Raw genomic sequence first — 26,548 nt, 5'->3', positions numbered from 1 at the left:
TTTTCAGGTCTAAATTTTATATAATGCGGCAAACAAAACCTTTAAAAGCTATAACATGAAAATAACAACTCTATTGATCAGTCTAAGTCTTTTGCCGATGCTCAGTCATGCAGCTTCAAATCCCTATAACTACGTCACCAGTGTGAAAGTGAATCAGGTTGAACTCAATGCACCCATGTCAGCACATCAAGTCAGTCAATTACTCGCTCATCCGAATGGAAAAACCAGCAAACGATATGCCGAATGTACAGGCAACTATGAATACAGTATTGCAAGTACCCAACCCAAAAGCCTAAAGTTTGAGATTTTTAACGAAGATAATCCAAAGATTCAGACTGAAAAATTCTATAAAGACAAAACGAATTTCAAACAACTCGGTCAAACCAAAGGCCGTGTTTGGCTTGACTGGAAAAGCACTCAAGCAATGAGCGAAAATATACGCGTGCAAAATATTCAGATCACACCAAATTATACTTTACAGCAGTTTAAACAAGACTTTAAATACAGTGCACAAGGCATAGTAGCATCAGGTGAAGCCCAAGTTTTGCTCTTGCAGCCCAATGAAATCAAAGCCTTTCTAAAAGAACCACAAAACTTTGCCCCACCCTACACGGCTTATCTCAACTTTGGTTTTAAAAATGGACGGTTAAGCAGCTTTGCCATTCAGCAAGCAGTGGCCTGCTAAAGGCTTTTTTTGTGCCAAAGAACAAGGGTGACATTGTCTTTTCTAAGTCGTTTTGAACTTACTGACAATAAAATAAACAGTCCAAACACTGTGTGCTATTAAATTTTGCCAATTCATTTGAATCGCACTCAGAATGAAGGCAGAGCATGTTAAACTATTCAGCGGTTTTTGCAGGGACTCACTTATGCACTTTGTACATCTTGGTATTCATACAGAATTTTCAATCACAGAATCAATTGTACGTATACCTGATTTAGTCAAAGCTGCTAAGGCAGAAGGTATGCCAGCCCTTGCCATTACTGACTTATCTAACTTACACGCTGCTGTAAAATTTTATGGTAAATGCTTAGATAATGGCATCAAACCGATTATGGGTTCAGAAGTTCGCTTGAACGATGCTGAACATCGCGTGACATTATTGGCGATGAGCAATGTTGGCTGGCGTAATCTAACCGAACTGGTTTCAGAAGGTTTTATCCGTGGTCAACAGCTTGATATTCCTTGCGTTGCAAAAGACTGGATTTTAGAACAAAACCATGACCTGATTGCGCTACTTGGCATGCGATCTGATGTCGGCAAAATGCTTTGTACATCGAATCCGCAAAAAGCCGAACCTTTACTCGAAGAATGGATTACAAAATTTGGCAATCGTGTTTATTTGGCTCTATGTCGAACAGAGCGTTCAGGCGAAGATGACTTCAATTATGAAGCCTTAAAACTGGCTAAAAAATACAATATTGGTGTAGTTGCGCACAACGATGTGCACTTCATGAAAGAAATAGACTTTGAGGCACACGAAGCTCGGGTCTGTATTGCCGATGGTTATGTATTAGGGGATAACCGTCGACCAAAAAATTACTCTCCAGAGCAATATTTTAAATCTGGCCAACAAATGGCGGAGTTATTTGCAGACATTCCCTCTGCACTTGAAAATACTTATCAGATTGCCAAACGTTGTAACGTTACCCTGCAATTAGGTAAATACTTCCTGCCTGACTACCCTATTCCAGAAGGCCATACCATCGACACCTACTTTGCACATTTATCCAAAGAAGGTTTAGAAGAACGTTTAGACTTTTTATATCCACCAGAAACGCGTGATGAATACTGGCCTGAAAAACGTAAAGAATACGATGATCGTTTAGAGTATGAAATCGGGACCATTCTTAAAATGGGTTTCCCGGGCTACTTCTTGATTGTCATGGACTTCATCCAATGGTCTAAAGGTAATGGCGTTCCCGTTGGTCCAGGTCGTGGTTCAGGTGCAGGCTCGCTTGTTGCCTACAGCTTAAAAATTACGGATCTCGATCCTCTCCCATACGGACTACTCTTTGAACGCTTCTTAAACCCAGAACGTGTTTCAATGCCCGATTTCGACGTCGATTTCTGTATTGCTGGTCGTGATCGTGTGATTGACTATGTGGCGCGTACATACGGACGCGATGCAGTATCACAAATTGCCACTTTCGGTACTATGGCAGCCAAAGGTGCCATTCGTGACGTGGCACGTGTCTTGGGTAAATCTTATGGTTTGGCAGACCGAATCTCAAAAATGATTCCGACCAAACCTTTAGGTTTAAGCCTCGAAGAATCCATTGAAGCAGAGCCACAGCTTAAAGATATTGTTACTAACCCATCCAACCCAGACAATGACGATGCCGCTGAAATTTGGGAAATGGCATTAAAACTCGAAGGCATTACCCGTAACACAGGTAAACACGCAGGTGGCGTGGTCATTTCCCCGACTAAAATTACCGACTTTTCTGCCGTGCTATGTGACGCAGATGGTACAGGTCGTGTTGCGCAGTATGATAAAGACGATGTTGAATCTGCAGGTCTAGTAAAGTTCGACTTCTTGGGTCTGCGCAACTTAACGGTCATTGAAGATGCCGTGAAGAATATCAATAAGCGCATTCAGCTAGATGTGCCTTTAGATATTGCTTTCATTCCGCTTGATGACAAAGATGCATACCTCATCTTTGCCAATGCCAACACCACAGCGGTCTTCCAGTTTGAATCCGTGGGCATGAAAAAAATGCTCAAGGAAGCACGTCCAAGCAAATTTGAAGAAATTATCGCCTTCGTATCCCTTTACCGTCCGGGCCCAATGGACCTGATTCCAGACTTTATCCACCGTATGCATGGTGGCGAGTTTGAATATCTTCACCCCCTACTTGAAGGTGTACTTGAGCCGACTTACGGCATTATGGTTTACCAAGAACAGGTAATGCAGGCAGCACAGTATTGTGCGGGCTATAGCTTGGGTGGTGCGGACTTACTACGTCGTGCGATGGGTAAGAAAAAGCCCGAAGAAATGGTCAAACAGCGCCAAATTTTCACGGAAGGTGCAGCCAAAAAAGACATTGATGAAGCCACTGCCAACCATATCTTTGACTATATGGAAAAGTTCGCAGGTTATGGCTTTAACAAATCGCATGCCGCTGCCTATGCCCTTGTAGCTTATCAAACGGCATGGCTCAAAGCGCATTATCCAGCTGAATTCTTAGCAGCGGTGATGTCATCGGAAATGCAAAACACCGATAACGTGGTGTTCTTGATTGATGACTGTCGCCACAATGATATAGAGGTATTGCCGCCTTCGGTCAATATGTCTATCTATCAATTCCATGCTTCGGACGATAAAACGATCGTTTATGGACTCGGTGCAATTAAAGGCGTCGGTGAAGCGGCGATGCAGTCGGTCATTGACTCGCGTATTCAAGATGGGCCTTATCGTGATTTGTTTGATTTCTGCCATCGTATTGATCTGAAAAAAATCAATAAACGGACTTTAGAAGCATTGATTCGCTCAGGTGCTTTAGACTGCCTCGGCATTGAGCGCTCAAGCCTAATGGCGCAGCTACCTGAAGCGGTACAAGCGGCAGATCAAGCTCGCTCAAACCGTGAAACAGGCATCATGGACTTGTTTGGTGAGGTTGAAGAAGTACAACGTAAACCCGCCAAACCTGTTAAACCTTGGTCAGATGAAGTCCGTCTCAAAGGTGAAAAAGACACTCTAGGGTTGTATTTAACCGGTCACCCAATTGATGTATATCGCACTGAGTTGAAAGCGTTTATTCCGAATAAAATTAATGAACTTACCCCAACCCGTCGTGGTGTTACTACGGTTTTTGCTGGGCTTGTGGTTGATGTAGCTAACTTCCCGAACCGAATGATGGTGACCTTAGATGATGGTACCTCACGGATCGAAGTCTCTGCGAACCATGAACGCTTTATGCGTTTTAAAGACATCATTCAAAATGAAAAAGTGGTGGTAATTGAAGGTGAAATTTACGAACGTGAAGGTTTTGACCGTCCAATGGGTCGCTTAACCAAAGCATTTACCCTAAATGAAATTCGTCAAAAACGCGCCAACTGTATTCAAATTCGTCTCGACCCAACACATAGCACAAAAACACTGAGCCAAGATTTAAAAAATATTCTTGCACCCTTTTGTAATGTCGATATGTGTAATCACATCCCACTGCAATTGCTGTTGGACTACCCGTATGCCACGGCTGAATTGCACTTAGGGATTAATTGGAAAGTGGCGCCACTGGATGACCTTCTGTCTAAACTGCGTGACTATTTTGGTAAAGAAAATCTTCATGTGGAATATCAAGTCAAATCCAAAGCAGCCAAAGCGGTGAGCTATGAAGAAGCCAAACCTGTAGATGTACCACCGCCCCCTGCGGATATGAGCATGGATGATGCCATGGACTTATATCAAGCTGAAGTCGGTCAGTTCTCTTAATTATTTAAATTTTAAAGATTCATTGGAAAAATCATGAGCCAATTTGACAATGCCGCTGTTTCAGCGCATCTCTCCCATGTGCGTATTGTCATGGTCAATACCACACTCCCTGCAAACATTGGTAGCGCACTGCGCGCCATGAAAACGATGGGACTCTCAAAACTGGTTTTGGTTGCGCCAAAAACCTATCCGCATCCCAATATTGATGCTTTGGCTGCGGGTGCAACTGATTTAATTGAGCAGATTGAAATCGTTGAAACCCTTGCTGATGCCATCAAAGACTGCCATTTAGTGTTTGGCACGAGTGCGCGTAGTCGTACCATTCCTTGGCCTTTGCTAGACGCACGTCCCGCAGCTGAAAAATCAATTTCAGCAGTGGTGAATGATCAGCAAGACGTTGCTGTTGTATTTGGCCGTGAAGACCGCGGACTGACCAACGAAGAACTCGCCATGGCTAACTATCATGTCACCATTCCTGTAAATACAGACTATGGTGTACTAAATGTGGCTCAAGCGATTCAAGTGATTTGTTATGAAATGCGTATGGCCACACTGGCTGCTGTGGAAAGCGGTAAAGATGAAACTGCAACCATGCCTGTAACAGATACTGAGTCTATGCAATGGGATGAGCCTTTGGTCACCCATGAGCAAATGGAACAGTTCTACCCGCACATTGAAAAAATGTTGGCCGAGATTGAATTTTTAGATCCAAAAAATCCTCGATTACTGCCTTTACGCTTGCGTCGTCTTTTTGGACGTATACAATTAGATCGTATGGAATATCATTTACTTCGTGGTATTTTTAGTCGTGTACAAGCTTTAAATAACGGCACATGGAAAAAGTCAAATACGGATCAAACAGAGGATCAATCTAATGCTTAAACAGCTCAAAGAAGATATACAAGCTGTATTCGCGCGCGATCCTGCGGCACGAAACACTTTAGAAGTTCTAACCACATATCCAGGCATTCATGCCTTGATCATGCACCGCATGGCGCATGAGTTATGGAAAAAAGAATGTAAAGGCTCAGCTCGTTTATTATCTTCTTTTAGCCGATTTGCAACAGGTATTGAAATTCACCCGGGTGCTAAAATTGGTCGTCGTTTTTTTATTGACCATGGCATGGGCGTCGTGATTGGTGAAACCGCTGAAATTGGCGACGATGTGACCTTATATCACGGTGTCACTTTAGGTGGAACCACATGGAATAAAGGCAAACGTCACCCGACCTTAGAAGACGGTGTGGTGGTTGGTGCTGGTGCTAAAATTTTAGGCCCTTTTACTGTTGGTAAAAATGCGAAAGTCGGCTCAAATGCAGTCGTCACCAAAGCAGTTCCAGCCGACACCACAGCAGTTGGTAACCCTGCACGCTTTATTTCTAAAGATAAACCGAAAGATGAAGCAGAAACACGTCGTCGCGATTATGCAGAAAGTATTGGTTTCCAACCTTATGCTGCAACGCAAGACCAGTCTGATCCAATTCTTGAAGGTATGCGTGTTCTACTTGACCGTATTCAGCTGAATGAGAAACGGATGAGCACCCTATGCCAACGTTTGTCTTTGCTTGATCCAACTTTTAAAAAGCAACAACAAAATGAACAACCCTTTAGTGCTGAAGAATTGAAAATTTTGGAAGATGTACGCCGCGAATGTGAAGCTCAAAGCCTACCATCCAATGACTAAACATGAAAAGTGTTAGTTTTTGAAACCCTGCCTATAGCAAACCTTGCATGTTCATCAGAGTTTTTTTAGACTGACGAACATGCCTTTTATACCACTTCTTAAAATAATGAATGGATGAACCTTATGATGCTTAAACCCTTAGCGGTTGCTGTTCTTGCTGTCTCGTTTTTAACAGCGTGTAGCTCAAACCCAACGAAGAACAATAGCGATACCATCGTTTTTACAGAGCCTGAATTAACTGCACCATTTTATGCACTCAATCCATTTAATTATGATGCGCCACCTCCATTTGAAATTAACTTAAAAAAAGCAGCGGCTCAACCCGTAACTAAAATGGAAGTGACTCGCTCTGACGATCCATCTAAAAAACTGGTTTTAGACACCAATAAACTGATTATTCCAACCGTAAACAGCAAAGACCGTCAGTTGAAGTTTGCCGTACTGGCGGGCGACAATGAAGTCGACATTACTGAAATTGATGACTTCTTACAGTTGGTTGAAGGCAAAGCCCGTCACTACCCACCACGCTTTACAGAACGCCAAGAACGTAAAGGTTTTGAGTTAAAACTAAAAGAAGTGACACAACAGCTCGATACGTTAGCGTCGAAAGACAATGCTTCATTTGATGTACTGGTTCGTGCGTTCAAAGCTAGCGTTATGGCACGTAATTTAGACCTTGGTTCAGTCTATACCACCAAGTCTTTGGCTTATGCACAGCGTATTTTAAAAATTAACCAAGAAGACCCTGAAGCAAACTTCTGGTTCGGTTTTGCCTTGTCTGAAGGTGGTGGTCAACGTGAAGCGATGCCATACCTCGATAAAGCAATGAAATCTGGTGTTCAAGAAGCCTATTTAGCGACAGCAAATAACTACATCGCGATGGAACAAAAGAAAAATGCGGTGCAAACCTTGAAAAACTACAAGCTGAAATATCCGCAAGAAGCTGAAGTTGCGGATCGCTTGATTAATGAAATTGAAAAACAAGGTCGTTGGAATGTTTGGCAAGTTCTAAATACTGCAAAATAATCCCATCATTTATGATGTACCTAAAAATAGACCGAATTTTCGGTCTATTTTTATTTTAGGCGAATTGATAAATCCGAGAATTATCGTATGATTTAAAAAATTCAAAAGAATAAACGGTAGTCGACGCTTTTTATGCCTAAATACATCCGTAGCACCTTGATGATGACCACTCTCGTTTCGCTTTTGAGTGGTTGCCAAGTGGTCAGTGTGAAAAATCAATCACTGAACGTCACGATTACCAATGAGCGTGAGAGTATTTTAACGCGGGATAAGCTCAGTGAAGCGAGTCTAAACGTGCTGTCTATGACAGGCCGAGAAGCAAAAATCTGTTCAGAGCAACCTGAGGAATGTGTCAGCGAACTCAAACAAATTCCACAAATTCAAGATGAACAGCTCCTCTCTACTGCTAGCGAACTTTATCTCGCTAAAGCACTTTCCTTAGAAAAATCATCAGCCTGTAAAGTGAGTATTTTAGCCAAGACCCAGTCGGAAGAAAAACAGGCGCTGCAAAAACAAAACTACCAAAGCTGCTTAGATCAACAACTTGGCATGCTGGATAAAAGCATTCGCTATAGTTATGCCTACATGTTTAACACCAAACGTGGCCCGCAAGACCGTATTTTTGATAACAGACAAGTCCAACTCCGTGACTTTTATAACCAAGCTATCGCTAAACTTGTAAATAGTTATGGCCTGCGCCATGGGCCATCTGAAGTCGGTAATCAAATAAAAGTGGGACAAAGTATTTACCGCATAAATTATGATAACTACCCACTTTTAAAAAACCGTCAAGTTGAACAACTGATGTCAACTTACAATATGAACTTTTCAGGCCTGCGCTCTATCACACGTCGCGATGGTTTTGGTTCAGAGTTTCTGATTGTCCTCCCACCTGAGCACAATGACACCTCACCCGAAAAAACCAAATATATTGTCGATCCACTGCATTATCAGTACACCAATGGTCGTAATCCTAACATTCACAATGCCCGTTATTTAGCGGCGACCATTACTGCACAGCCACGCTCTGCATCCAGTATCGATGAAATCTTAAATAACCCTGAGTTTGAAATCTCAGCCTATGATCCCTATAAGTTTGAATCTGCGAAAATTGCGGGCAAAAGCTACCCACTCGCTGCAAACTTTTCTGCGCCTTATGGCTTATGGTTAGCACAAAACAATTTAGGTAAAGCAGCGTATTTATCACTGATTGATCGTGATGCACGCCTCACTATGCCGCACCTATACATGCTTGAGCCGTACAACCCAAATAAAAAAGTGGTGGTGCTCGTTCACGGTCTAGCCAGTAGCCCAGAGGCATGGATTCGTTTGACGAATGATGTCATGGGCGATCCCGTGCTACGTGAGCACTATCAAGTCTGGCAAGTGTTCTACTCGACCAATATGCCAATTTTGGAAAGTCGTTTCCAAATCTATGCAATCATTCAACAAAGTTTTAATTTAGTAGACAACAAATCACCTGCTAAAAAAGATGCGGTACTCATTGGACATAGTATGGGAGGAATTATTGCTAGACTCCTCGTGAGTGATGCAGATTTAACACCTTCAGCAATCAAATTATTTCCAAACCGTCGTGTTCAACAGTTCGAAAAAGACCCTCTATTTAAAGCACGTTTGGACATGAAACCTATTCCAAACTTTAGCCGTGCAATCTTCTTAGCCGCCCCACATAGAGGAACAGAGTTTGCCGACCGTTGGTTTACTCTTGCTGCCCGTAAAGTAATCAAGCTACCAGGCGCTTTCTTGGGTGCACTCACAGATGTCCTACAAAGTAGTGACCCAGATTTGCAAGACTTCGTCAAAGACATCGGGCAAGGGTTGATTCAAAATGGTCCTAGTGACCTCAGTAAAAACTCAAAATTTACTGAATTAACAAAAAATGTTGTCCCATATAAAGGGATAAAGTTCCATAGCATTATGGGGAATACGACTAAAAGTGATGACCTCAATATCATTACAGATAATGTCGTGCCTTATACGAGTGCCCATCTAGATGGTGCATTGTCTGAGAAGATTATTAAAGGTGGACATTCTATTCAAGAAACGCCTGAAGCCGTTCTAGAGTTACGTCGTATCCTGCGGTTGCACCTGACTGAACTCGGTCTGTATAAACCTTAAATCTTTAAAAGCCTAAACACATGTTTAGGCTCTTTTATTTTTGCTTTACGCCTAAGCCTACAGCAATAATCACTTGGCTGTTTAACAACTGTTCGCTTTATAGATGATTTATTGTTTAGTCGTTTTCAATTTTGCTAAGATATTGCCATTCATACAATAGCTGTTCATAGCGCATAAATACACACGGTAAGCGGTGTCGCTCGGTCTATTTTTATATTGTGTATTTTCAAAGATTTAAGGATTTCACCTACATGAGCAATTCGGGAATCATCACTGATTTGTCCACCCTCACCCCTATGATGCAACAGTACATGGGCGTCAAAATGCAACATCCGCACTCTTTGATGTTCTATCGTATGGGTGACTTCTACGAGCTATTTTTTGAAGATGCACATAAGGCCGCTAAACTTCTCGGAATTACCCTGACCCATCGTGGCAAAGCCAATGGTGAACCCATCCCTATGGCAGGTGTTCCTTACCATGCAGCTGAAGGCTACCTTGCTCGCTTAGTGAAAAAAGGCGAAACCGTCGTTATTTGCGAGCAAATTGGTGAAGTTACAGGTAAGGCCCCTGTTGAACGTGGTGTTGTCCGGATTATTACCCCAGGTACACTGACTGACGATGCTTTACTGACTGCACATCAAAGTTCAAACCTTGTGGCGCTTTGCGTACAACAAAATGAAATTGGTATTGCATTGTTAGATTTAAGTGCAGGTTTATTCAAAGTTCAACAACAAGAGTTCCAACTTGAACAACTCGGTATTGAACTGTCTCGCCTCATGCCAAGTGAAATTTTGGTCGATGAAAATATTGTCGACCCCAATATCATTGAACACATTAAAAAACTGCTCGACTGCCCTGTGACACGCCGTCCGAATGTCGACTTTAATTTAAACAATGCACAAAAAACCTTATGTGATCAGTTTGAAGTATCGACTTTAGCTGGTTTCGGTATTGACCATTTGCCACTTGCCAAAGCAGCAGCAGCATCTCTGATTCATTATGCCAAAGAAACGCAAAAGACTGCCTTGCCGCATATTCGTTCGATTCAACTAGAACAAAGCAGTGATTTCATTGCGCTTGACCCTGTGACACGTAGAAACTTAGAGCTGGTTGAGCCTCTGTTTGAACACGGCACGTCATTATTTCAACTCATCAATGACTGTCAAACAGCAATGGGTGGACGTTTACTTAGTCGTACGCTGATGCAACCGTTACGTGATACCAAGCTCTTAGACGCACGTTTAGATGCCACCAAGAGTCTTGTGGATGGTTACCATGAATCACCAGTCCGTTTAGTATTAAAAGAGATTGGAGACATTGAACGTGTTCTCAGCCGTGTGGCTTTAGGCAGTGCCCGTCCACGCGATTTGGTACAGCTGCGTCAAGCCTGTGCGCAAGTGCCTTATTTGCGCCATGCTATTCAGCCCGTGATCCAAAGCAAACAGTCTGCACTCATTACCCAATTGAATGAGGAATTGGGTGATTTCCATGGCTTACATCAACGTTTAATGTCTGCCATCGTTGAACATCCACCTGTGCTTTTACGGGATGGAAATGTAATAGCCGAAGGCTTCGATCATGAACTCGATGAACTCCGTAAAATCCGCGATCATGCAGGACAGTACTTGATCGACCTTGAAATTCAAGAACGTCAAAATACTGGAATTTCGACCTTAAAAATTGGTTATAACCGTGTCAGCGGGTACTACATTGAACTGACCCGTGCGCAAGCCGAGCAAGCGCCTGATCACTACATTCGACGTCAAACCTTGAAAAATGCTGAGCGTTATATCACGCCTGAGCTGAAAAGCTTTGAAGACAAAGTGCTTTCAAGTGAATCCCGTGCATTAGCTCGCGAAAAAATGCTGTTCGAAATGCTTTTAGATGAACTCCGCGCCGACATTGGTCATTTACAAATGATGAGTAGCGCTATTGCGCAAATCGACCTCTTAGCCAACTTTGCACATCAGGCTCGCTTACGCAATTGGTCACGTCCTGAGTATAGTCCAGAAATTGGGGTTAAAATTATTGCGGGACGTCATCCAGTGGTTGAGGCTTTGAATAAGGCTACATTTACACCGAATGACACGACACTTGATTTCAACCACCGCATGGCCATTATTACTGGCCCTAACATGGGTGGTAAATCAACCTTTATGCGTCAAACGGCTTTAATTAGCCTATTGGCCTATTGTGGCTCATATGTACCTGCCCAATCGGCAGTATTAGGTCCAATTGACCGAATCTTTACCCGTATTGGTTCTGCGGATGACCTATCTACAGGCAAATCGACCTTTATGGTGGAAATGACTGAGACCTCGCAAATCCTACATCATGCAACCAATCAGTCACTGGTTCTGATGGATGAAGTTGGTCGTGGCACCAGTACCTATGATGGTTTATCTTTGGCATGGGCTTGCGTACTCGACTTAACCAAACGCATTAAATGCTTATGTTTATTTGCCACGCATTACTTTGAACTAACCGAACTGGCCAAAGAAACCGTAATTGATAACTATCATGTCACCGCAAAAGAACTCAATGGCAACCTCATTTTGTTACATAAAGTCCAACATGGGCCAGCGAGTCAAAGTCACGGCTTACAGGTAGCAAAATTGGCGGGTATTCCTGCCAGTGTGATCAAAGAAGCACAAAATCGTCTGAAAATTTTAGAGAAGCAACAACTGCAAAAACCTAAAGTCATTCAAAATGATTTGTTTGCTGTAATAGAAACGCCTGAACTTGAAATTATTGAACGTGTGGTCGAAATTGAGAAACCTTCTGCCGCACTTGAACTACTCAAGAGCATTGATGTCGATAACTTAAGCCCACGTGAAGCGTTACAGCAGCTTTATGCATTGAAAGATCAGTTACATTCATAGTAGTTTTCTATTTTTGTAACCCATCTAGACCGTCAAAATGACGGTCTTTTTTATTGTCAAAAGCAGTTTTCAGCAGAATATTCAGTTTTTATCAAATTTAACAGCCGTGCATATAACAAATATCAATAAAAGCAATTGTTAGTTGGTGCTGTTTTTGCCTAAAATACACATTAGTTATTAGAACCATATTTTTAGGTAGCCTTCGCCATGACCTTTGTTGTCACTGAAAATTGTATTAAATGTAAATATCAAGACTGCGTAGAAGTTTGTCCAGTAGACTGTTTCTATGAAGGTCCAAACTTTCTAGTGATCAATCCGGATGAATGTATCGATTGCGCACTGTGTGAACCTGAATGTCCAGCAAATGCAATTTTCTCTGAAGATGAACTGCCAGAAGGTCAAGAAGTATTTATTGAACTAAATGCTGAATTATCACAAACTTGGCCGAACATTACCCAGATTGGTGACCAACCTGCTGACCGTGAAGAATGGAACGGTAAAACAGATAAGTTACAATTCTTAGAAAAGTAAGCCAGAAAAAGATCAGCATAAGCTGATCTTTTTTTATACCTAAAACACACATTTGATTGCAATATTTCCAATTTTTCCTCACAAATTTGGATTAAAATAATAAGCGTATTTTTTAAATATTTGATTTCTATAATGAAGAAATTTTTAAAGGGATTATTTGCGGTTAGCATAATCCCCTTGGTGATGATTGGCTGTACGACTTCATCCCACAAAGGACAGACCATCACAACTCCTGATGGAAAACGTATTTTTATCCCGCAAGAGAAAATTAGTTTTGACCGCCCTGCTCCACCTAAAATTATTCCTTATAACTACAATTCATGGATGTCTGTCGGTGACACGCTAGCACGCGTACGTGAGTATGAAGTTTTTCTTGAACGCAATGGTGTGGGAAATATCATCCCAAGCTTTGAACTGCTCAGAACAGCGCGTGATTGGCAAAAATGTGGTCGTTCACAATACATGATTCCAAACCGTGAACTTTGGAAAAACCAAATTGCGACCTTAAAAGTTTTTAAATACTTAGTTGCAGCCAAAGTACTGACCGATTTTGAAGTCACTTCAGTTTATCGAGATCTGCCTTTAAACCAATGTGCTGGCGGTGCAAACTCGTCACGCCACTTATTCAATTCTGCCATCGATTTTCGAATTGGGTCTGAAAACCCGCAACCCGAAGATTATGCTTACATTGAAAATACAAAATATCGTCTATGCCAATTTTGGACCCAACATGGTCAGAGCTTGAACATGGGCTTAGGTTTATATGCTTCTGGCCAGATTCACATTGATACCCAAGGATATCGTACATGGGGCCCAGACCTCAGTCGCAATTCTTCGATGTGTAGTTACTAATCTTTAAAAATTAAAAGGGGTCAATATGACCTCTTTTTTTTTGAGCATTGATTTCAACAAATATGGTCGGAAAAATTGCACTCTGAAAATAAAAGTTTAAAATGCTCCACATCGCAACCAAGGTGAACATGCTATGCAACAAATGTGGACAGAGATTGATAACTATATCGATGCACATTTAATTCCTGAAGACCCCATTCTACTGCAAACTTTAGAAAATACAGAGAAGCATGGTTTTCCAGATCACTTAGCTGTTGCACCGAACCAAGGCATGCTTTTACAAATGCTGATTCAAATGAATCAATGCAAGCGTGTACTTGAGCTCGGCACTTTTGCTGCCTATAGCACCATGTGGTTAGCGCGTGCCTTACCTGAAGATGGTTATATTTTAACGATTGAAGGTCGTGATACGCATGCCGCGATGGGTCAAGAAAATATCGACAAAGCTCAGCTCAAACAAACCATTGAACTCAAATGTGGGCGTGCAGCAGATATCCTTAAATCACTGCCTGCAGACATTGACCCTTTTGACTTTATTTTTATTGATGCCGATAAACAAAGCTACCCAGAGTATTTGGAATTAAGCCTGAATCTATCTCATTCAGGTACTTTGATTTTCCTCGATAACGTGATTCGTGCAGGCGATATTATCAATCCTGAAAATCATAAACCAAGTATTGAAGGGATTCGAGATATGTTCAAAGCGATGCAAAACCATCCGAAAATTTTGTCGTGCACCGCACTTCAAACGGTCGGTAGCAAAGGACATGATGGATTTGCCTTAGCTATTGTAAAATAAGCTAAAACTTAGATTAAAAAACAATCGATTAATTTAAGCTTATATAAATTATAAACTTACATTTACTGTCCATATAGTTATCCACAATTAATGCGGATAACTATGGATAAAACAGTTTCAATTTAGATAAATCACTCTAAATTAACGGGCGACCAGTAAAGGAACTTTGGCATTCCTAAAAATGGTCGTTGCAATGCTGCCCAAGAAGAACTGATGAATTTTACTGTGGCTGAACGCACCAAGCACAATCAGTTGTATGCCATGCTCATTTTGGTATTCCAGAATATTTTCAGCCACGTCGCCATAACGATATTCTGTAATTACATCCAAATTCGCATCTTTCAAATACTGTTCAGGCTCTCTTAAAATTTCAGGGTGGTCACCGACATAGACCAAATGGCACTGTAAGAGGCGCAGTAGATCACTTTGCGCAATCCGTTTCATCATCTTCACACACGTCGGTGAATACTCGTAGGCAAAGATAAAGCGCGTAGGTGGCTTAAAGCTATCGCCTACCGTCATGACGGTACAGTTTGCTCCGCGGATAAAGTTCTCAACATTACTGCCCAACGGTTTATTGCGTTCAGCCGATTTCTCACCCACACGGCCAATCACCACAATGTCATCTTCATGCAATAAGTTAAAACTTTGCTCTAGAAAGTCACCCTTTTCTTGAATATGTGTCGTATGCAGGCCATGCGTTTCGAGAATGAGTTTAGAAATATGATCGAGTAAATTATTGCTATAACTGAGCGCAAGTTCACTTTGTTTTTGCTCTAATTCAGCTAGCTCTTTGAGCAACATTGCATTGCTTTCAAATCCAATTACCCCACTAATTTCACCTAAGTGATAACTTGCAGGATAATAATCCAAAACTTGTAAAAGGACCAATTCCCGCCCCGTCTGCTTTGCAATCCACGCCGCAGCTTCTGCTAGGGCATTAATACAAGGGGAGGAATCAATACATGCAATGACTCGTTTCATTATCGCCTCTCATTACACCGCATTTGGTATAAGGTCTCATTGTTGTTCTAAACTTAGCATATCTTTTTTTTTGATGGCAGGTTTTTATGTAATTAAGTATTGATAAATGTTCAATATTTTTTGATATCTTAATCACGTAAACGAATAAACTGTGCGGGATTGCCAGCAACAATCGATTGCTCGGCGATATCTTTGGTTACCATACTATTCATTCCCACCACTGCATGTGCACCAATTTTCACCCCATCTTTCACACCCACATGTGCACCCAACCAAACATCCCGACCAATTTCTATCCCTTGTGAACGCACAGGTTGCTGATAAATCGGATCACTGAGTGCCATGCCATGATCAAAGGCATACAAGTGACAATAGGCCGCAATACGCACTTGATCATGTAACTTAATCCCCACACGTCCACCATCTAAAATACAATGATGGTTAATCGCAACTTCACTGCCGATCTCTAAAGGCCCATGCAAAGTACAATCGGCAGCAATAAAGGTGTTGTCCCCAATGACAATTTTACGACCAGGCTCTGCAAATATGTGTGCCAATGGAGAAATAAAACAGTTTTGACCAATTTCAACGGTTTCCATTTCCATTAAATAAGCTTGGTATTCTTGCTGCCATGCTTCAGCCCACACACGGTTTTTAGGCTTGAGCGACCAATACAACCAAGGCATATAGTTTAAGCGATGCTTATGCTGCTCACGATATTTTAATAAGGGATCAGTCATGATGGTTATCCACAATTTTTAACGCTTCACGTCCACGGGTTACGTCTTGTATTTTAAGTCTGAGCACTTCAATCTGATGCACTTGTAATAATGCTTCTACAAGCACGCCATCCGCAGTATATTGCTCATTAAACTCAATCTGCTGGCTATTCAGCTCATACTGGAAAATCGCCCATTCATTAAATTGGCAGGCAAAATGCACTTTTTTCTTCTCAATGAGCTCTATTTTTTCAGCCAACAGTAAACACTGTCCTGCTGTTCCACCATAAGCACGTACCAGCCCGCCTGTGCCTAGCTTGACACCACCATACCAACGATTGACTAAAACCAAAACATTGGTCAGTTCATTGCCTTCAATGGTCGCTAAAATAGGACGACCTGCAGTACCTGAAGGTTCACCGTCATCATTAAAACGAACATTATGACCAATTTTCCATGCCCAGCACTGATGCGTGGTACTGATATCTTTATATTGCTCTAGAAAATCTTTAACAGCTTGTTCATTTTCTACAGGCACAGCAAAAGCTTGAAAACGACTTTTTTTAATGTCTTCTTCATAGCTCATTAAACTAGAGATGGTAAATGGCATAGCGTAATTTTTAAAAATTTCACAAAAAATTATAACGTATTTTCAATCAGCTATCGTATGAAAATGGCTTTTCGCTTTAAGCCAACACGAAAAAAGATATGCATATTGTGTAGCATGCTGAAAAAGCGATTTCAAAAGGATGGCAGGGTGCGCGGTTTGAATATAAAGAAATGCCCTATTCTTAATTCAATGCAGAGCGATGCATTAAAAATATGACAGGGAAATCTGCGCCAATTATTTTCATTGACGCAGAAAAAGCTTATACAGTGAAGTCATCACCAAGGTAAACTTGACGCACGGTTTCATTGGCTAAGATTTCATCTGGAGAACCTTCAGCAATCACCGCACCCTCACTCACGATATAAGCACGTTCACAAATCGCCAAAGTCTCACGAACGTTATGATCCGTAATAAGAACGCCAATACCACGGTCTTTTAGGGTACGAATAATATCTTTAATGTCACCCACTGAAATTGGGTCAACCCCAGCAAAAGGTTCATCGAGCAACATAAATTTTGGATCGGCTGCCAACGCACGTGCAATTTCAGCACGACGACGTTCACCACCAGACACACTCATACCCAATGAATCTTTAATATGGCTAATTTTGAAATCGGCTAATAATTCATGCAGACGCTGTTTACGTTGTTCTTTATTTAGATCTTTGCGCGTTTCCAAAATCGACATAATATTTTCAGAAATAGTGAGTTTTCTAAAAATTGAGGCTTCTTGAGGTAAGTAACCAATGCCTTTACGTGCACGTTCATGCATGGCCAAATCAGACATGTCTAGGTCATCAAGATGAATTTCACCTTTGTCCATACGCACCAGTCCAACCACCATATAGAAACTGGTGGTTTTCCCAGCACCATTAGGGCCCAGTAAACCTACGATTTGTCCGCTTTGCATGCTAAAAGATACATCTTTCACTACCCAACGCTTACTGTAGTTTTTCGCGAGATGCTTAATACATAGGGTTTGTGGCTGATTGAGAGTTTGCTCCATTAGTCACGCGCTCCTGGGAAGGATTGAGAACCTGAAGGTGGGATCACAATCTTAACACGACCACTCGACGAACCACTGTTATTTGGTGTACCAATCGCTTCGATATCACCTTTATTCATACTATAACGCAATGTATTACCGCGAATACTGGCACCATCTTGTTCTAGAAGTGCACTGCCCGATAAGGTAATAATGCCTGTTTCTGCATTATAAATAATTTTTTGCGCCTGACCTTTGGCAATACCTTTGTTGGTACTAACTTGTTGTTGGAAACGTGCAGGCTTACCATTGGCCGTAATGGTGCTAATTTGACGGGTTTGATTTAAATTGGCAACAATCGAATCCGCTTGTAGTTTCATCGTACCCTGTTCAATGATGACATTGCCTGTGTACGTCGTAACACCCGTTTTTTCATTAAAAGTTGCACGATCTGCCACCAACGAAATCGCTTTACTACGGTCACTTGGCAATGCCAAAGCAAAAGTTGAAACAGCCACACCTAAACTCAGTGCAAGTGTTTGCTTGAGGAAAGTTTTCGAAATAGAAAATTTTGGATTATGGTTCATACTTCCCTCGAATATGGAAAAAGTCATATTGACCCGTATTTAAATTCGCTTTTAAGCCCTGACTAACAAATTCGGCTTGTGGTGTCGTAACAACCACTTGATGCTGAGATTCAAGTTCACGCGTCTGTGGAAACGCAGTCAGTTCTGCGGTTTCAAACTGCATCTGACCTTGATCCAACATTTTCTTTGCAACCACTTGGTTTGTCAGAACGACTTTTTCGTTGTCGTTAATACCATTGGCTTGCTTGGCATAGAAAGTTGCATCCACTTTTCCATCTTTATACATCTCAGCATTTAAGTTCTCTAACTTAGAGGTCTTCTTTTGCATATCCTGCTCAAGACGGTCTACTTTTGCGCGGACGTATAAATGACCCTGCTCATCTGTTTGAGTCAGTTGGATCTGTTCAGCAGAATAGGTCATGCTTTGCGCACCATCGACCTCGAGCTTTTGCCCTTTTCCGCTGTAATAGTAATAACCACTACTGATAGCCGCAATGGCTACAGCAGTGATATATAAAACTTTAGTATCCATAAATGTTAACTAAACTCTCATGCATGCATACAGATTAATGCGGGACTGCGGTGTACTTTTCAAGTAAAGTTTCGTATACACCTTTGGCTTGTAAAATCATATCGCAGATTTCGCGTACCGCGCCACGTCCACCCATCGCTTGAGTCACCAAATCGGCACGACGACGTACTTCTAAATGACCATTTGGCACGGTCACTTTCATGCCTGCAATGGCAAATGCAGATAGGTCAGGCCAGTCATCACCCATGTATAAACAATCTTCGGCTGAAATACCAAATTTTGCACAAGCCTCACGCAGTGCAACACCTTTGTCTTCACGGCCTTGATAAACAAGGTCTACGCCCAAATCAGACATCCGTTTTTCTACGATCTGACTTTTACGCCCTGTGATAATAATCACTTTCACACCAGCTTGCTGAACCAGTTTCATGCCTAAGCCATCACGGATATCGAAAGATTTGATTTCGTCTCCAGAATTGGTCAAAGTCACAAAACCATCACTTAAAATACCATCAACATCCAAAACTAGAGCTTCTACATAACGCGCTTGTTCTAACAAAATATAAGAAGCCATTTTTTAATTTACCCCAGCTTGAATCAGGTCATGCATACTCAAAACACCAATGACTTTATTGCTCTCATCAACAACGACAAATTGGTTAATTTTCTTTTCATTCATTCGCTCTAATGCTTCAACAGCACGTGCTTCCGGTGAAATCGTCAGCGGGCTCTTAATCATCACATCAGACACCGCCAAGTTCACATCAAAACCTTGCTGTTTATCAATCAAACGGCGTAAGTCACCATCGGTAAAAATCCCCAATAGATGATCATTGTCATCCACAATTGTGGTTAAACCTAGGCGTTTGTTAGAGATTTCGTACAGAACTTTGTTCATTGCTGTATTTGGAGACACTTTCGGTAGTTCGTCTCCAGTGTGCATTAAATGCTTCACATGTAATAACAAGCGTTTACCCAAAGCACCCGCAGGATGCGAGCGTGCAAAGTCATCTGAAGTAAACCCGCGTGCATCTAACAGTGCAACAGCCAATGCATCACCCAAAGCTAAAGTCGCCGTTGTACTCGATGTTGGTGCTAGACCTAATGGACAAGCTTCTTGAATATTGCCCAACGTCAGCGCCACATCTGCATTTTGTGGCATCGGCCCACGGTCATCACCGCTGATGGTAATTAAAGGCACACCCAAATATTTGATCAAAGGCATCAGCATCATGATTTCATCACTCTTGCCTGAGTTTGAAATCGCAATCAGCACATCACCTGCAACCAACATCCCTAAATCACCATGCCCCGCTTCACCTGGGTGCATAAAGAATGATGGCGTACCTGTAGAGGCAAAGGTGGCTGCCATTTTTCGGCCAATATGTCCTGATTTACCCATGCCAGTAATGACTAAGCGACCTTTGCACTTTAAGATAATTTCACAAGCACGGCTAAAACGATCATCGATTTGCTTAGCAAGCACCGAGAGTGCCTGACGCTCTATCTCTAGTGTTTCTAAAGCAACTTTTTGGAAATCAATGGGATTTGACATATTTTCAGAATTCAACGTTGTTTTACCTGAACCGTGTGACGAAATGAAACGTCAGCACATAAAAATAATTTTCGCAATTTTATCATATCTCTGTAGACAACTAGCGCGGAAATCTTTGGATTTTCACAACATATCTACAAATGTGTTTTGCTGATGATGGAAGACCTTTGTTTCAAGTGCATATAGCTCGCTCCCTTTTTATTATTTTTTCTTTCGACCACGTATGACTGCACATCTTTCACGCTGAGAGGCTCTTATTAATTTCTTAACTTAAGTGAAATAAAAAGTAGCCACCACAAAGCTAAACAATGTCGCTAATTCAATTATTTCAATACTGGCACCAATGGTATCTCCCGTCACACCACCAATACGCTGTATAAATTTATACCGCAAATACCATAATACCAGATAAAAAGTGGCAATCACCACAACACCAATCCATGTCCAATACAAAGCCACCAAAGGTATCAGCAGTAAAAGTGCCATTGCAATTGGTCGTGCTAAATGTTGGCCCAACTGGCTGCCGAGTCCTTTAGCACGCACATAGTCTGTGCTTAAAAAGAAAAATAGCGGCACAAGACGCCCTAAGACAGGAAATAAAATGAGTGTGCTATAACACTGCTGCTGCAATAACACATACAGTGCAGACCACTTTAATATGCATACAATGACAAGGCTGAGTACACCTATCGGCCCACAACTCGGATCTTTCATGATCTCAAGTGTGCGTGCTTTATCGCCAAAACCACCGACCCAAGCATCTGCGGTATCGGCCAAACCATCCAGATGCAAACCACCCGTCAGCCAAATCCATAGCACCAGAATCACACTGCTTAACAGCACAAGTGGCAAAGCATACAATAACAGGGTTATCCCATACAGAATGGCTCCTATGAGCAAACCCACCACAGGATAAAATAACAGTGCTTGCGCATTTTGCTGAGGCGTTGGCATTGTGCTTAAACGAACTGGAAACGTCGTTAAAAACTGCAGTGCAATCCAAAAAGGTGTCATTACACATCCTCACTTTGAATAAACTGAAGTTGTCCTTCATCGAATACAAAACGGTTCAACTGTCCCAACTCTGCTGACATTTTTAAAAGGTCATTAGCGTTTTGCTTCAGCGCTTGGCATTTTAAGAGTTTAATCACTCCACCATGGGAAATAATCAATGCGCGTGTCCAGCCCTGCGCATACATTTGTTGGGTCAAGGTCTCTACAGACTCTAGAACACGACTTTTAAATGCCAATAAGCTTTCTGCCTGGGGCGGTGTAAAGCTTAACGGTTTTTGCCAAAATTGAGCCAATTCATCTGGGTAGAGTTGATAGAGTCGATCGGTCGGCTGAGCTTCCCATTCTCCAAAATCCATTTCTTGCAAATTCGGTTCTATATACAAAGGGAGCTGTTTTTGCTCCGCCCACTGCTCTGCAAATAGACGGCAGCGCTGTAATGGTGAGCTATAAATGACATCCCACGCCGGCCTAAGCTGCTCAGCCTGGGCGATAGTAGACTGCATTTGCGCCCACCCCTTCGCAGTCAAAGCATCATCCGTTCTACCCCGTAGAGTATGACTTAAGCTGGTTTCGCCGTGGCGCAGAAAATCTAAATACAACATCTCTAAACTTTCTCACCAATCACGGCTGCTTCAGCAAATGTCGCCATTTCATTATGTAAGCGACAGGCTAGCTTGATCAACCCCAGTGCGGCCCCTGCTCCACTGCCTTCACCTAAACGCAGATTCAGCTTCAATAAAGGCATCGCTTTAAGTTCTTCTAACAAACGTACATGACCATATTCAGCCGACTGATGCCCAAAAAGCATCCAAGCGCGAACGTCTGGATTTAAACGTACTGCGAGCAATGCCGAAACAGTACTGATAAACCCATCCACCACTATCGGTAGACCCAATTGTGCACAGCGAATATACGCAGCTGTCATGGCTGCAATTTCAAGTCCACCCACGGCACATAAGGCTTTAAACGGATCGTTCCCGACATATTGTGCATGCAATGCAAGTGCTTGGTCGATCACCTGTTTTTTATGTATCAATTGATCAGTACGGATACCCGTTCCAACACCCGTGAGCTTTTCAGCTGGCTCAGCCAATAAAAAACAAGCGACAGCTGAGGCTGAACAGGTATTTCCAATGCCCATCTCCCCCGCGACATAGATATCTGCCCCATAAGCGATGGCATCTTCCACACTTTTTTGCCCCAAAGCAAAAGCAGCTTCACATTCAGCCTCAGTCATGGCTGTAGTTTGAGCAAAGTTAGCCGTCCCAGCGCGGATGCAGTGGCGCTCAACCCCGACATATTCATACGCTTCACCGACTGAACCACAATCGATGACTTGTAACTTGGCTTGATACTCTTTGGCAATCACACTAATACACGCCCCGCCAGTTGCGAAGTTCTGCAACATTTGACGTGTCACCGCTTGTGGATAGGCAGAAATATTTTCCTCCATCACCCCATGATCACCTGCAAAAATCGTAATCCATGGACGGTCAATCTTGGGTTTTACAGTGTTTTGCAAACTAGCTAAAGTCACTGCAACCGATTCAAGCTCCGACAACGAGCCTGTCGGTTTGGTCAACTGTGACTGGCGTGCTAGGGCTTGAGCCAATACAGACTCACTCGGACTTTGACATGCTTCTAACCACCAACTCACACTTGTTCTCCTTTTAAAATCATTGGAAATCCTGCTACGCAGAACACCACTTTATGAGCGATTTGACCTAACTGCTGATGCAACCGCCCTGTTTCATCGACAAAGCGACGGCTGATTTGTCCCATTGGAACCACACCTAAGCCTGTTTCATTGCTCACTAAAATTAGCTCGGACTGTAAACTTCCTACAACCTCTAACAACTTCTGGCATTCTTGAACTTGCAAATCGGGGTCAGTATGCATCAGTAAATTACTCATCCATAAGGTCAGGCAATCAACCAAAATAGTTTGGTTTGGACGGTCTAATTTGACCAACTGCTCGGCAAGATAAGTGGGTTCTTCACACAGCCCCCAATCTTCGGGTCGTTGTTGCTGATGGTGTTGAATGCGCACTTGCATCTCCCCATCCAAGGCTTGTGCAGTTGCCACATAAACCACAGGCTGCGCCAACTGTTGTGCAATCTGCTCCGCCAAGCGACTTTTCCCCGAACGTGCACCACCTAAAATCAGCTGCATTGCGCATTCCCCAACTCAATTTGTGCATGTGAAAACAATAGCCCTTGTAGCACATGGGCCTGATAAAAACCAAACGTGAGCTTTGAGATGTTTAAGCTAGAGTTGATATCTTCAATTTCAGCCATACGTGCCAATACATGATCACTACTCACCGCTTCACGGTATAGACCTAATGTAATATGTGGACAATAACTTAATGCTGCGACTTCCTGCGAGGTTTGCAGCAATGTCTTTCTAATTTTATCCAACACGCCTGCGGTATCATCCACTTTTAAAAATAAGGCACTTTCAAAACTATTTAATTCACCCATCTGTAACTGAAAAGATTCTAGTTTTAAATTTTTAAGGCGTTCAAGCTGCTGATTCAGTTGCACTCGACTAAAGTCATCCGACTGTGTTGCCTGTTCTACCCAAAAACCTGCAACAAATAAAGTGATATGAAACTGCCGTTGATTTGGTTGATAAAGCAAATCTGAGAACTGCTCACGAAGCTGTGTTAAATAACTGATCAAAACGGGATCATCCACTTCAATATACCAAAGTGCATAGCGTTCTCGTCCCAAATGCCATTCAGGATAGTCTCGAGCTTCGGTCGGTACTACAGTGCTATGGGGTTGAAGAAACACAATTTTAATCACAAATGAAGATGAATAATTTAAGCATATTTTTGTCAAAATTATGGGCTGAAACACCAAGATAATTTCACATTTAAATGAATTATTTTCAATACACTCAAATTACAGGTATAAAAAAACCCCAAGTTGAACTTGAGGTTTTTAAATTTTGGAGCGGGAAACGAGACTCGAACTCGCGACCCCAACCTTGGCAAGGTTGTGCTCTACCAACTGAGCTATTCCCGCAATATGGATGTGCATTATAGAGAGTTTCATCAAACTGTCAACACTCTATAATGCAATTGCTGAATTAATCAGCACGACGCCAAATTGTCCCTTGACGGGTGTCTTCCAAAACAACGCCCTGATCCAACAAGGACTGACGGATTTCATCTGCTTTGGCAAACTCTTTAGCTTTTTTCGCATCTTGACGTTGTTGAATCAAATATTCAATTTGCTCTTCAGACAAAGCCAAAGCCTCTTGCCCAATATCAGACTTCAGGAACTCTTCAACATTGTGCTGAACCAAACCTAAAATATTGGTTAAATGACGCAAAGTTGCATAGTAAATCGCCGCTTGTTCCGCTTGTTGCTCTTTCACAGCACGGTTCAATTCTTTGTTCACTTCAAACAATACCGCAATGGCTTCAGCGGTATTGAAGTCATCACGCATGGCACTATTGAAACGCTCAAGCAATGTTTCATCTAAGGTATCGACTTGCGTATCACCATAGGCTTGTTGATAAGCTTTGAATGAATGATAGAAACGTGACAGTGCTGTTTTTGCTTCTTTTAAGGCAACATCAGAGAAGTTCACAGGGCTACGATAGTGTGATGACACAATGAAGTAGCGAATCACTTCAGGATGGAACTTATGCATCACATCACGAATGGTAAAGAAATTGCCCAATGACTTCGACATTTTCTCACCATCAACGTTGATGAAACCGACATGCATCCAGTAGTTGACATACTGCTCGCCAGTTGAAGCCTCAGACTGTGCAATTTCATTTTCATGGTGCGGGAACATCAAGTCTGAACCGCCACCATGAATGTCAAAATGGTTCCCTAGGCAGCATGTCGACATTGCAGAACATTCAATATGCCAGCCCGGACGACCTTTGCCCCACGGCGAAGCCCATGCAGGTTCATTTTCTTTGGCATGTTTCCAAAGTACAAAGTCAAAGGGATGTTTTTTCTCAACTTCAACATCGACACGTTCAGATGCACCCGCTTGCATATCTTCCAGTTTACGACCCGAAAGACGACCATATTTAGCGAATTTTTCCACTTGGAAATACACATCACCATTGGCAGATGGATAAGCTGTGCCCTTTTCAACCAAATTGCCAATCATGCTTTGCATTTGATCAATATAATCCGTTGCACGTGGTGCTTCGTCTGGATGTAGGCAGCCTAGATTTTCAGCATCTTCATTCATCGCTTGAATAAAGCGATCTGTCAACTGCGTAATCGACTCGCCATTTTCATTGGCACGTTTAATGATTTTGTCGTCAATGTCGGTAATGTTACGTACATATTTCACGCTCCAACCTTGGCTACGCAGGAAGCGAATAATATAGTCAAATGCAACCATCACGCGCGCATGTCCAATATGACAGTAGTCATACACTGTCATACCGCAGACATACATATCAATATGCCCCTCAACACGAGGTACGAATTCTACTTTTTTGCGTTGCTCTGAGTTATATAGAACAAATGGTTGCATAGCGATTCAAAAGACTTCAAATATAAGAATGGATCATCTTAACCTAAGCATTATTTTTCATAAAGTTTTCAGAAGATTTTTCTTTCAATTATCTCGCCACTTTCCATTCATACGCAACTGTTACTAAATTTCCATTATCCAAATCTTAAACGGGTTACTGGTAAATATTGGCACTACATGACGCACTGTGCTAAGGATGAACATGTTCATGCTCGCAATGCTCATGGCTATGAGGTTTTGGCGCCTCATGATCTGTTCGAATACAGCAACCCTCGACATACTGGCTGGTGCCATCCACATAAAACTCCTCTTTCCACACAGGAACTTCATGTTTCACCCGTTCTACTGCTTCCTCACAGGCATGAAAGGCTTCACGGCGGTGCGCAGCGTACGCCATCGCAATAATCGCAGTATCACCAATATCTAAAGCACCAATGCGATGCACCACCCGAACATAAGACACGCCATATTTTAATTGGATTTCTTGTTCAATTTGACGAATCATTTTTTCAGCGACTGGTGCATAAGCGGTATATTTTAACGCTTTTACAGCTTTGCCTTGATGGTGATTCCGCACTGTACCAATGAATATACCAATGCCACCACACTCAGGAAAATGTTGGATGCCATCAAAATCATTTTGGCTAAAAGTCACTGTTTGAATCCGTGGAAATTGTTTTAATTCCATA

25 protein-coding genes and 1 tRNA gene are annotated in these 26,548 nt (G+C 42.2%); 10 read left to right on the top strand and 16 right to left on the bottom strand.

The window, feature by feature from the left end; translation table 11 throughout:
* Positions 1–55 precede the first annotated feature (55 nt).
* From AC4MC0_RS05875 to AC4MC0_RS05830, 10 genes are all read left to right on the top strand, one after another.
* Positions 56–685 carry a hypothetical protein gene (locus AC4MC0_RS05875; RefSeq protein ID WP_336000386.1) on the top strand — a complete coding sequence of 210 codons (630 nt, stop codon included), beginning with the start codon at positions 56–58 and terminating at the stop codon, positions 683–685.
* 184 nt (positions 686–869) lie between these two features.
* Positions 870–4,439 carry a DNA polymerase III subunit alpha gene (gene dnaE, locus AC4MC0_RS05870; RefSeq protein WP_491887360.1) on the top strand — a complete coding sequence of 1,190 codons (3,570 nt, stop codon included), beginning with the start codon at positions 870–872 and terminating at the stop codon, positions 4,437–4,439.
* A gap of 33 nt (positions 4,440–4,472) precedes the next feature.
* Positions 4,473–5,321 carry an RNA methyltransferase gene (locus AC4MC0_RS05865; protein WP_419380812.1) on the top strand — a complete coding sequence of 283 codons (849 nt, stop codon included), beginning with the start codon at positions 4,473–4,475 and terminating at the stop codon, positions 5,319–5,321.
* Positions 5,314–6,123 (top strand): serine O-acetyltransferase, encoded by an 810-nt coding sequence (gene cysE / locus AC4MC0_RS05860; protein WP_078425892.1) that lies wholly within the window; start codon positions 5,314–5,316, stop codon positions 6,121–6,123. The genes AC4MC0_RS05865 and cysE overlap by 8 nt, the downstream gene beginning before the upstream one ends.
* 123 nt (positions 6,124–6,246) lie before the next feature.
* Positions 6,247–7,149, top strand: coding sequence for an ABUW_2363 family tetratricopeptide repeat lipoprotein (locus AC4MC0_RS05855; protein ID WP_078425893.1), 903 nt, complete (start codon positions 6,247–6,249; stop codon positions 7,147–7,149).
* Positions 7,150–7,281: 132 nt separating this feature from the next.
* Positions 7,282–9,288 carry an esterase/lipase family protein gene (locus AC4MC0_RS05850; RefSeq protein ID WP_491887359.1) on the top strand — a complete coding sequence of 669 codons (2,007 nt, stop codon included), beginning with the start codon at positions 7,282–7,284 and terminating at the stop codon, positions 9,286–9,288.
* A 251-nt stretch (positions 9,289–9,539) separates the two neighbouring features.
* Positions 9,540–12,173, top strand: a complete 2,634-nt coding sequence (gene mutS, locus AC4MC0_RS05845) for a DNA mismatch repair protein MutS (RefSeq protein ID WP_491887358.1) — start codon at positions 9,540–9,542, stop codon at positions 12,171–12,173.
* 207 nt (positions 12,174–12,380) lie between these two features.
* Entirely contained in the window at positions 12,381–12,704 is a 324-nt protein-coding gene (gene fdxA / locus AC4MC0_RS05840) for a ferredoxin FdxA (RefSeq protein ID WP_490753078.1), read from the top strand.
* Positions 12,705–12,836: 132 nt separating this feature from the next.
* A complete protein-coding gene (locus AC4MC0_RS05835; protein WP_005400653.1) occupies positions 12,837–13,556 on the top strand; it encodes a D-Ala-D-Ala carboxypeptidase family metallohydrolase in 720 nt (239 codons plus the stop codon).
* Positions 13,557–13,689: 133 nt separating this feature from the next.
* Positions 13,690–14,355, top strand: a complete 666-nt coding sequence (locus tag AC4MC0_RS05830; RefSeq protein WP_317109462.1) for an O-methyltransferase — start codon at positions 13,690–13,692, stop codon at positions 14,353–14,355.
* Between the two features lie 141 nt (positions 14,356–14,496).
* Here the strand turns inward: AC4MC0_RS05830 and AC4MC0_RS05825 are convergent, their stop codons facing one another.
* From AC4MC0_RS05825 to AC4MC0_RS05750, 16 genes are all read right to left on the bottom strand, one after another.
* On the bottom strand, positions 14,497–15,339 hold the full coding sequence (locus AC4MC0_RS05825) for a universal stress protein (RefSeq protein ID WP_004696353.1): 843 nt from the start codon (positions 15,337–15,339) through the stop codon (positions 14,497–14,499).
* Positions 15,340–15,467: 128 nt separating this feature from the next.
* Entirely contained in the window at positions 15,468–16,079 is a 612-nt protein-coding gene (locus tag AC4MC0_RS05820) for an acyltransferase (protein ID WP_125273462.1), read from the bottom strand.
* The gene (locus AC4MC0_RS05815; RefSeq protein WP_491887357.1) at positions 16,072–16,668 is read right to left on the bottom strand and encodes an IMPACT family protein; all 597 of its coding nucleotides are present in this window, start codon (positions 16,666–16,668) and stop codon (positions 16,072–16,074) included. The genes AC4MC0_RS05820 and AC4MC0_RS05815 overlap by 8 nt, the downstream gene beginning before the upstream one ends.
* 259 nt (positions 16,669–16,927) lie before the next feature.
* Positions 16,928–17,674: an LPS export ABC transporter ATP-binding protein gene (gene lptB, locus AC4MC0_RS05810; protein WP_004696348.1), complete on the bottom strand. Its 747-nt coding sequence runs from the start codon at positions 17,672–17,674 to the stop codon at positions 16,928–16,930.
* Positions 17,674–18,240, bottom strand: a complete 567-nt coding sequence (gene lptA / locus AC4MC0_RS05805; protein ID WP_078389213.1) for a lipopolysaccharide transport periplasmic protein LptA — start codon at positions 18,238–18,240, stop codon at positions 17,674–17,676. Before lptA ends, lptB begins: the two co-directional genes overlap by 1 nt.
* Complete coding sequence (lptC, locus tag AC4MC0_RS05800) at positions 18,230–18,772, bottom strand: LPS export ABC transporter periplasmic protein LptC (protein ID WP_078389214.1); 543 nt, start codon at positions 18,770–18,772, stop codon at positions 18,230–18,232. The genes lptA and lptC overlap by 11 nt, the downstream gene beginning before the upstream one ends.
* Positions 18,773–18,806: 34 nt before the next feature.
* Positions 18,807–19,346 (bottom strand): KdsC family phosphatase, encoded by a 540-nt coding sequence (locus AC4MC0_RS05795; protein WP_004696343.1) that lies wholly within the window; start codon positions 19,344–19,346, stop codon positions 18,807–18,809.
* A gap of 3 nt (positions 19,347–19,349) precedes the next feature.
* Complete coding sequence (locus AC4MC0_RS05790) at positions 19,350–20,327, bottom strand: KpsF/GutQ family sugar-phosphate isomerase (protein ID WP_491887356.1); 978 nt, start codon at positions 20,325–20,327, stop codon at positions 19,350–19,352.
* 270 nt (positions 20,328–20,597) lie between these two features.
* Positions 20,598–21,341, bottom strand: a complete 744-nt coding sequence (locus tag AC4MC0_RS05785) for an adenosylcobinamide-GDP ribazoletransferase (RefSeq protein ID WP_078425898.1) — start codon at positions 21,339–21,341, stop codon at positions 20,598–20,600.
* Positions 21,341–21,943, bottom strand: a complete 603-nt coding sequence (locus AC4MC0_RS05780; protein ID WP_491887355.1) for a histidine phosphatase family protein — start codon at positions 21,941–21,943, stop codon at positions 21,341–21,343. The genes AC4MC0_RS05785 and AC4MC0_RS05780 overlap by 1 nt, the downstream gene beginning before the upstream one ends.
* Positions 21,944–21,945: 2 nt before the next feature.
* The gene (gene cobT, locus AC4MC0_RS05775) at positions 21,946–22,998 is read right to left on the bottom strand and encodes a nicotinate-nucleotide--dimethylbenzimidazole phosphoribosyltransferase (RefSeq protein ID WP_491887354.1); all 1,053 of its coding nucleotides are present in this window, start codon (positions 22,996–22,998) and stop codon (positions 21,946–21,948) included.
* Positions 22,995–23,513 (bottom strand): bifunctional adenosylcobinamide kinase/adenosylcobinamide-phosphate guanylyltransferase, encoded by a 519-nt coding sequence (cobU, locus tag AC4MC0_RS05770; RefSeq protein ID WP_491887353.1) that lies wholly within the window; start codon positions 23,511–23,513, stop codon positions 22,995–22,997. Before cobU ends, cobT begins: the two co-directional genes overlap by 4 nt.
* The gene (locus tag AC4MC0_RS05765) at positions 23,504–24,151 is read right to left on the bottom strand and encodes a 2'-5' RNA ligase family protein (protein ID WP_279734831.1); all 648 of its coding nucleotides are present in this window, start codon (positions 24,149–24,151) and stop codon (positions 23,504–23,506) included. Before AC4MC0_RS05765 ends, cobU begins: the two co-directional genes overlap by 10 nt.
* A gap of 146 nt (positions 24,152–24,297) precedes the next feature.
* Positions 24,298–24,373 (bottom strand) — tRNA-Gly (locus tag AC4MC0_RS05760).
* Positions 24,374–24,437: 64 nt separating this feature from the next.
* The gene (gene cysS / locus AC4MC0_RS05755) at positions 24,438–25,859 is read right to left on the bottom strand and encodes a cysteine--tRNA ligase (protein WP_491887352.1); all 1,422 of its coding nucleotides are present in this window, start codon (positions 25,857–25,859) and stop codon (positions 24,438–24,440) included.
* 190 nt (positions 25,860–26,049) lie between these two features.
* A complete protein-coding gene (locus AC4MC0_RS05750) occupies positions 26,050–26,547 on the bottom strand; it encodes a molybdenum cofactor biosynthesis protein MoaE (RefSeq protein ID WP_491887351.1) in 498 nt (165 codons plus the stop codon).
* Position 26,548: the final 1 nt, after the last annotated feature.

The sequence above is a fragment of the Acinetobacter sp. CAU_H_S139_7 genome (assembly GCF_058599305.1).
The sequence above is the reverse complement of the archived record's forward strand: the minus strand, read 5'-3'. Positions and strand labels throughout refer to the sequence as shown.

Coding starts and splice junctions, on each gene's coding strand:
- AC4MC0_RS05875 (WP_336000386.1), top strand. CDS start 56: ATGAAAATAACAACTCTATTGATCAGTCTAAGTCTTTTGCCGATGCTC.
- lptA (WP_078389213.1), bottom strand. CDS start 18,240: ATGAACCATAATCCAAAATTTTCTATTTCGAAAACTTTCCTCAAGCAA.
- cobU (WP_491887353.1), bottom strand. CDS start 23,513: ATGCAGCTGATTTTAGGTGGTGCACGTTCGGGGAAAAGTCGCTTGGCG.
- AC4MC0_RS05855 (WP_078425893.1), top strand. CDS start 6,247: ATGATGCTTAAACCCTTAGCGGTTGCTGTTCTTGCTGTCTCGTTTTTA.
- AC4MC0_RS05790 (WP_491887356.1), bottom strand. CDS start 20,327: ATGTCAAATCCCATTGATTTCCAAAAAGTTGCTTTAGAAACACTAGAG.
- AC4MC0_RS05865 (WP_419380812.1), top strand. CDS start 4,473: ATGAGCCAATTTGACAATGCCGCTGTTTCAGCGCATCTCTCCCATGTG.
- AC4MC0_RS05780 (WP_491887355.1), bottom strand. CDS start 21,943: ATGTTGTATTTAGATTTTCTGCGCCACGGCGAAACCAGCTTAAGTCAT.
- AC4MC0_RS05820 (WP_125273462.1), bottom strand. CDS start 16,079: ATGACTGATCCCTTATTAAAATATCGTGAGCAGCATAAGCATCGCTTA.
- AC4MC0_RS05850 (WP_491887359.1), top strand. CDS start 7,282: ATGCCTAAATACATCCGTAGCACCTTGATGATGACCACTCTCGTTTCG.
- AC4MC0_RS05795 (WP_004696343.1), bottom strand. CDS start 19,346: ATGGCTTCTTATATTTTGTTAGAACAAGCGCGTTATGTAGAAGCTCTA.
- lptC (WP_078389214.1), bottom strand. CDS start 18,772: ATGGATACTAAAGTTTTATATATCACTGCTGTAGCCATTGCGGCTATC.
- AC4MC0_RS05835 (WP_005400653.1), top strand. CDS start 12,837: ATGAAGAAATTTTTAAAGGGATTATTTGCGGTTAGCATAATCCCCTTG.
- fdxA (WP_490753078.1), top strand. CDS start 12,381: ATGACCTTTGTTGTCACTGAAAATTGTATTAAATGTAAATATCAAGAC.
- cysE (WP_078425892.1), top strand. CDS start 5,314: ATGCTTAAACAGCTCAAAGAAGATATACAAGCTGTATTCGCGCGCGAT.
- dnaE (WP_491887360.1), top strand. CDS start 870: ATGCACTTTGTACATCTTGGTATTCATACAGAATTTTCAATCACAGAA.
- AC4MC0_RS05815 (WP_491887357.1), bottom strand. CDS start 16,668: ATGCCATTTACCATCTCTAGTTTAATGAGCTATGAAGAAGACATTAAA.
- AC4MC0_RS05830 (WP_317109462.1), top strand. CDS start 13,690: ATGCAACAAATGTGGACAGAGATTGATAACTATATCGATGCACATTTA.
- mutS (WP_491887358.1), top strand. CDS start 9,540: ATGAGCAATTCGGGAATCATCACTGATTTGTCCACCCTCACCCCTATG.
- AC4MC0_RS05825 (WP_004696353.1), bottom strand. CDS start 15,339: ATGAAACGAGTCATTGCATGTATTGATTCCTCCCCTTGTATTAATGCC.
- cysS (WP_491887352.1), bottom strand. CDS start 25,859: ATGCAACCATTTGTTCTATATAACTCAGAGCAACGCAAAAAAGTAGAA.
- AC4MC0_RS05785 (WP_078425898.1), bottom strand. CDS start 21,341: ATGACACCTTTTTGGATTGCACTGCAGTTTTTAACGACGTTTCCAGTT.
- lptB (WP_004696348.1), bottom strand. CDS start 17,674: ATGGAGCAAACTCTCAATCAGCCACAAACCCTATGTATTAAGCATCTC.
- AC4MC0_RS05750 (WP_491887351.1), bottom strand. CDS start 26,547: ATGGAATTAAAACAATTTCCACGGATTCAAACAGTGACTTTTAGCCAA.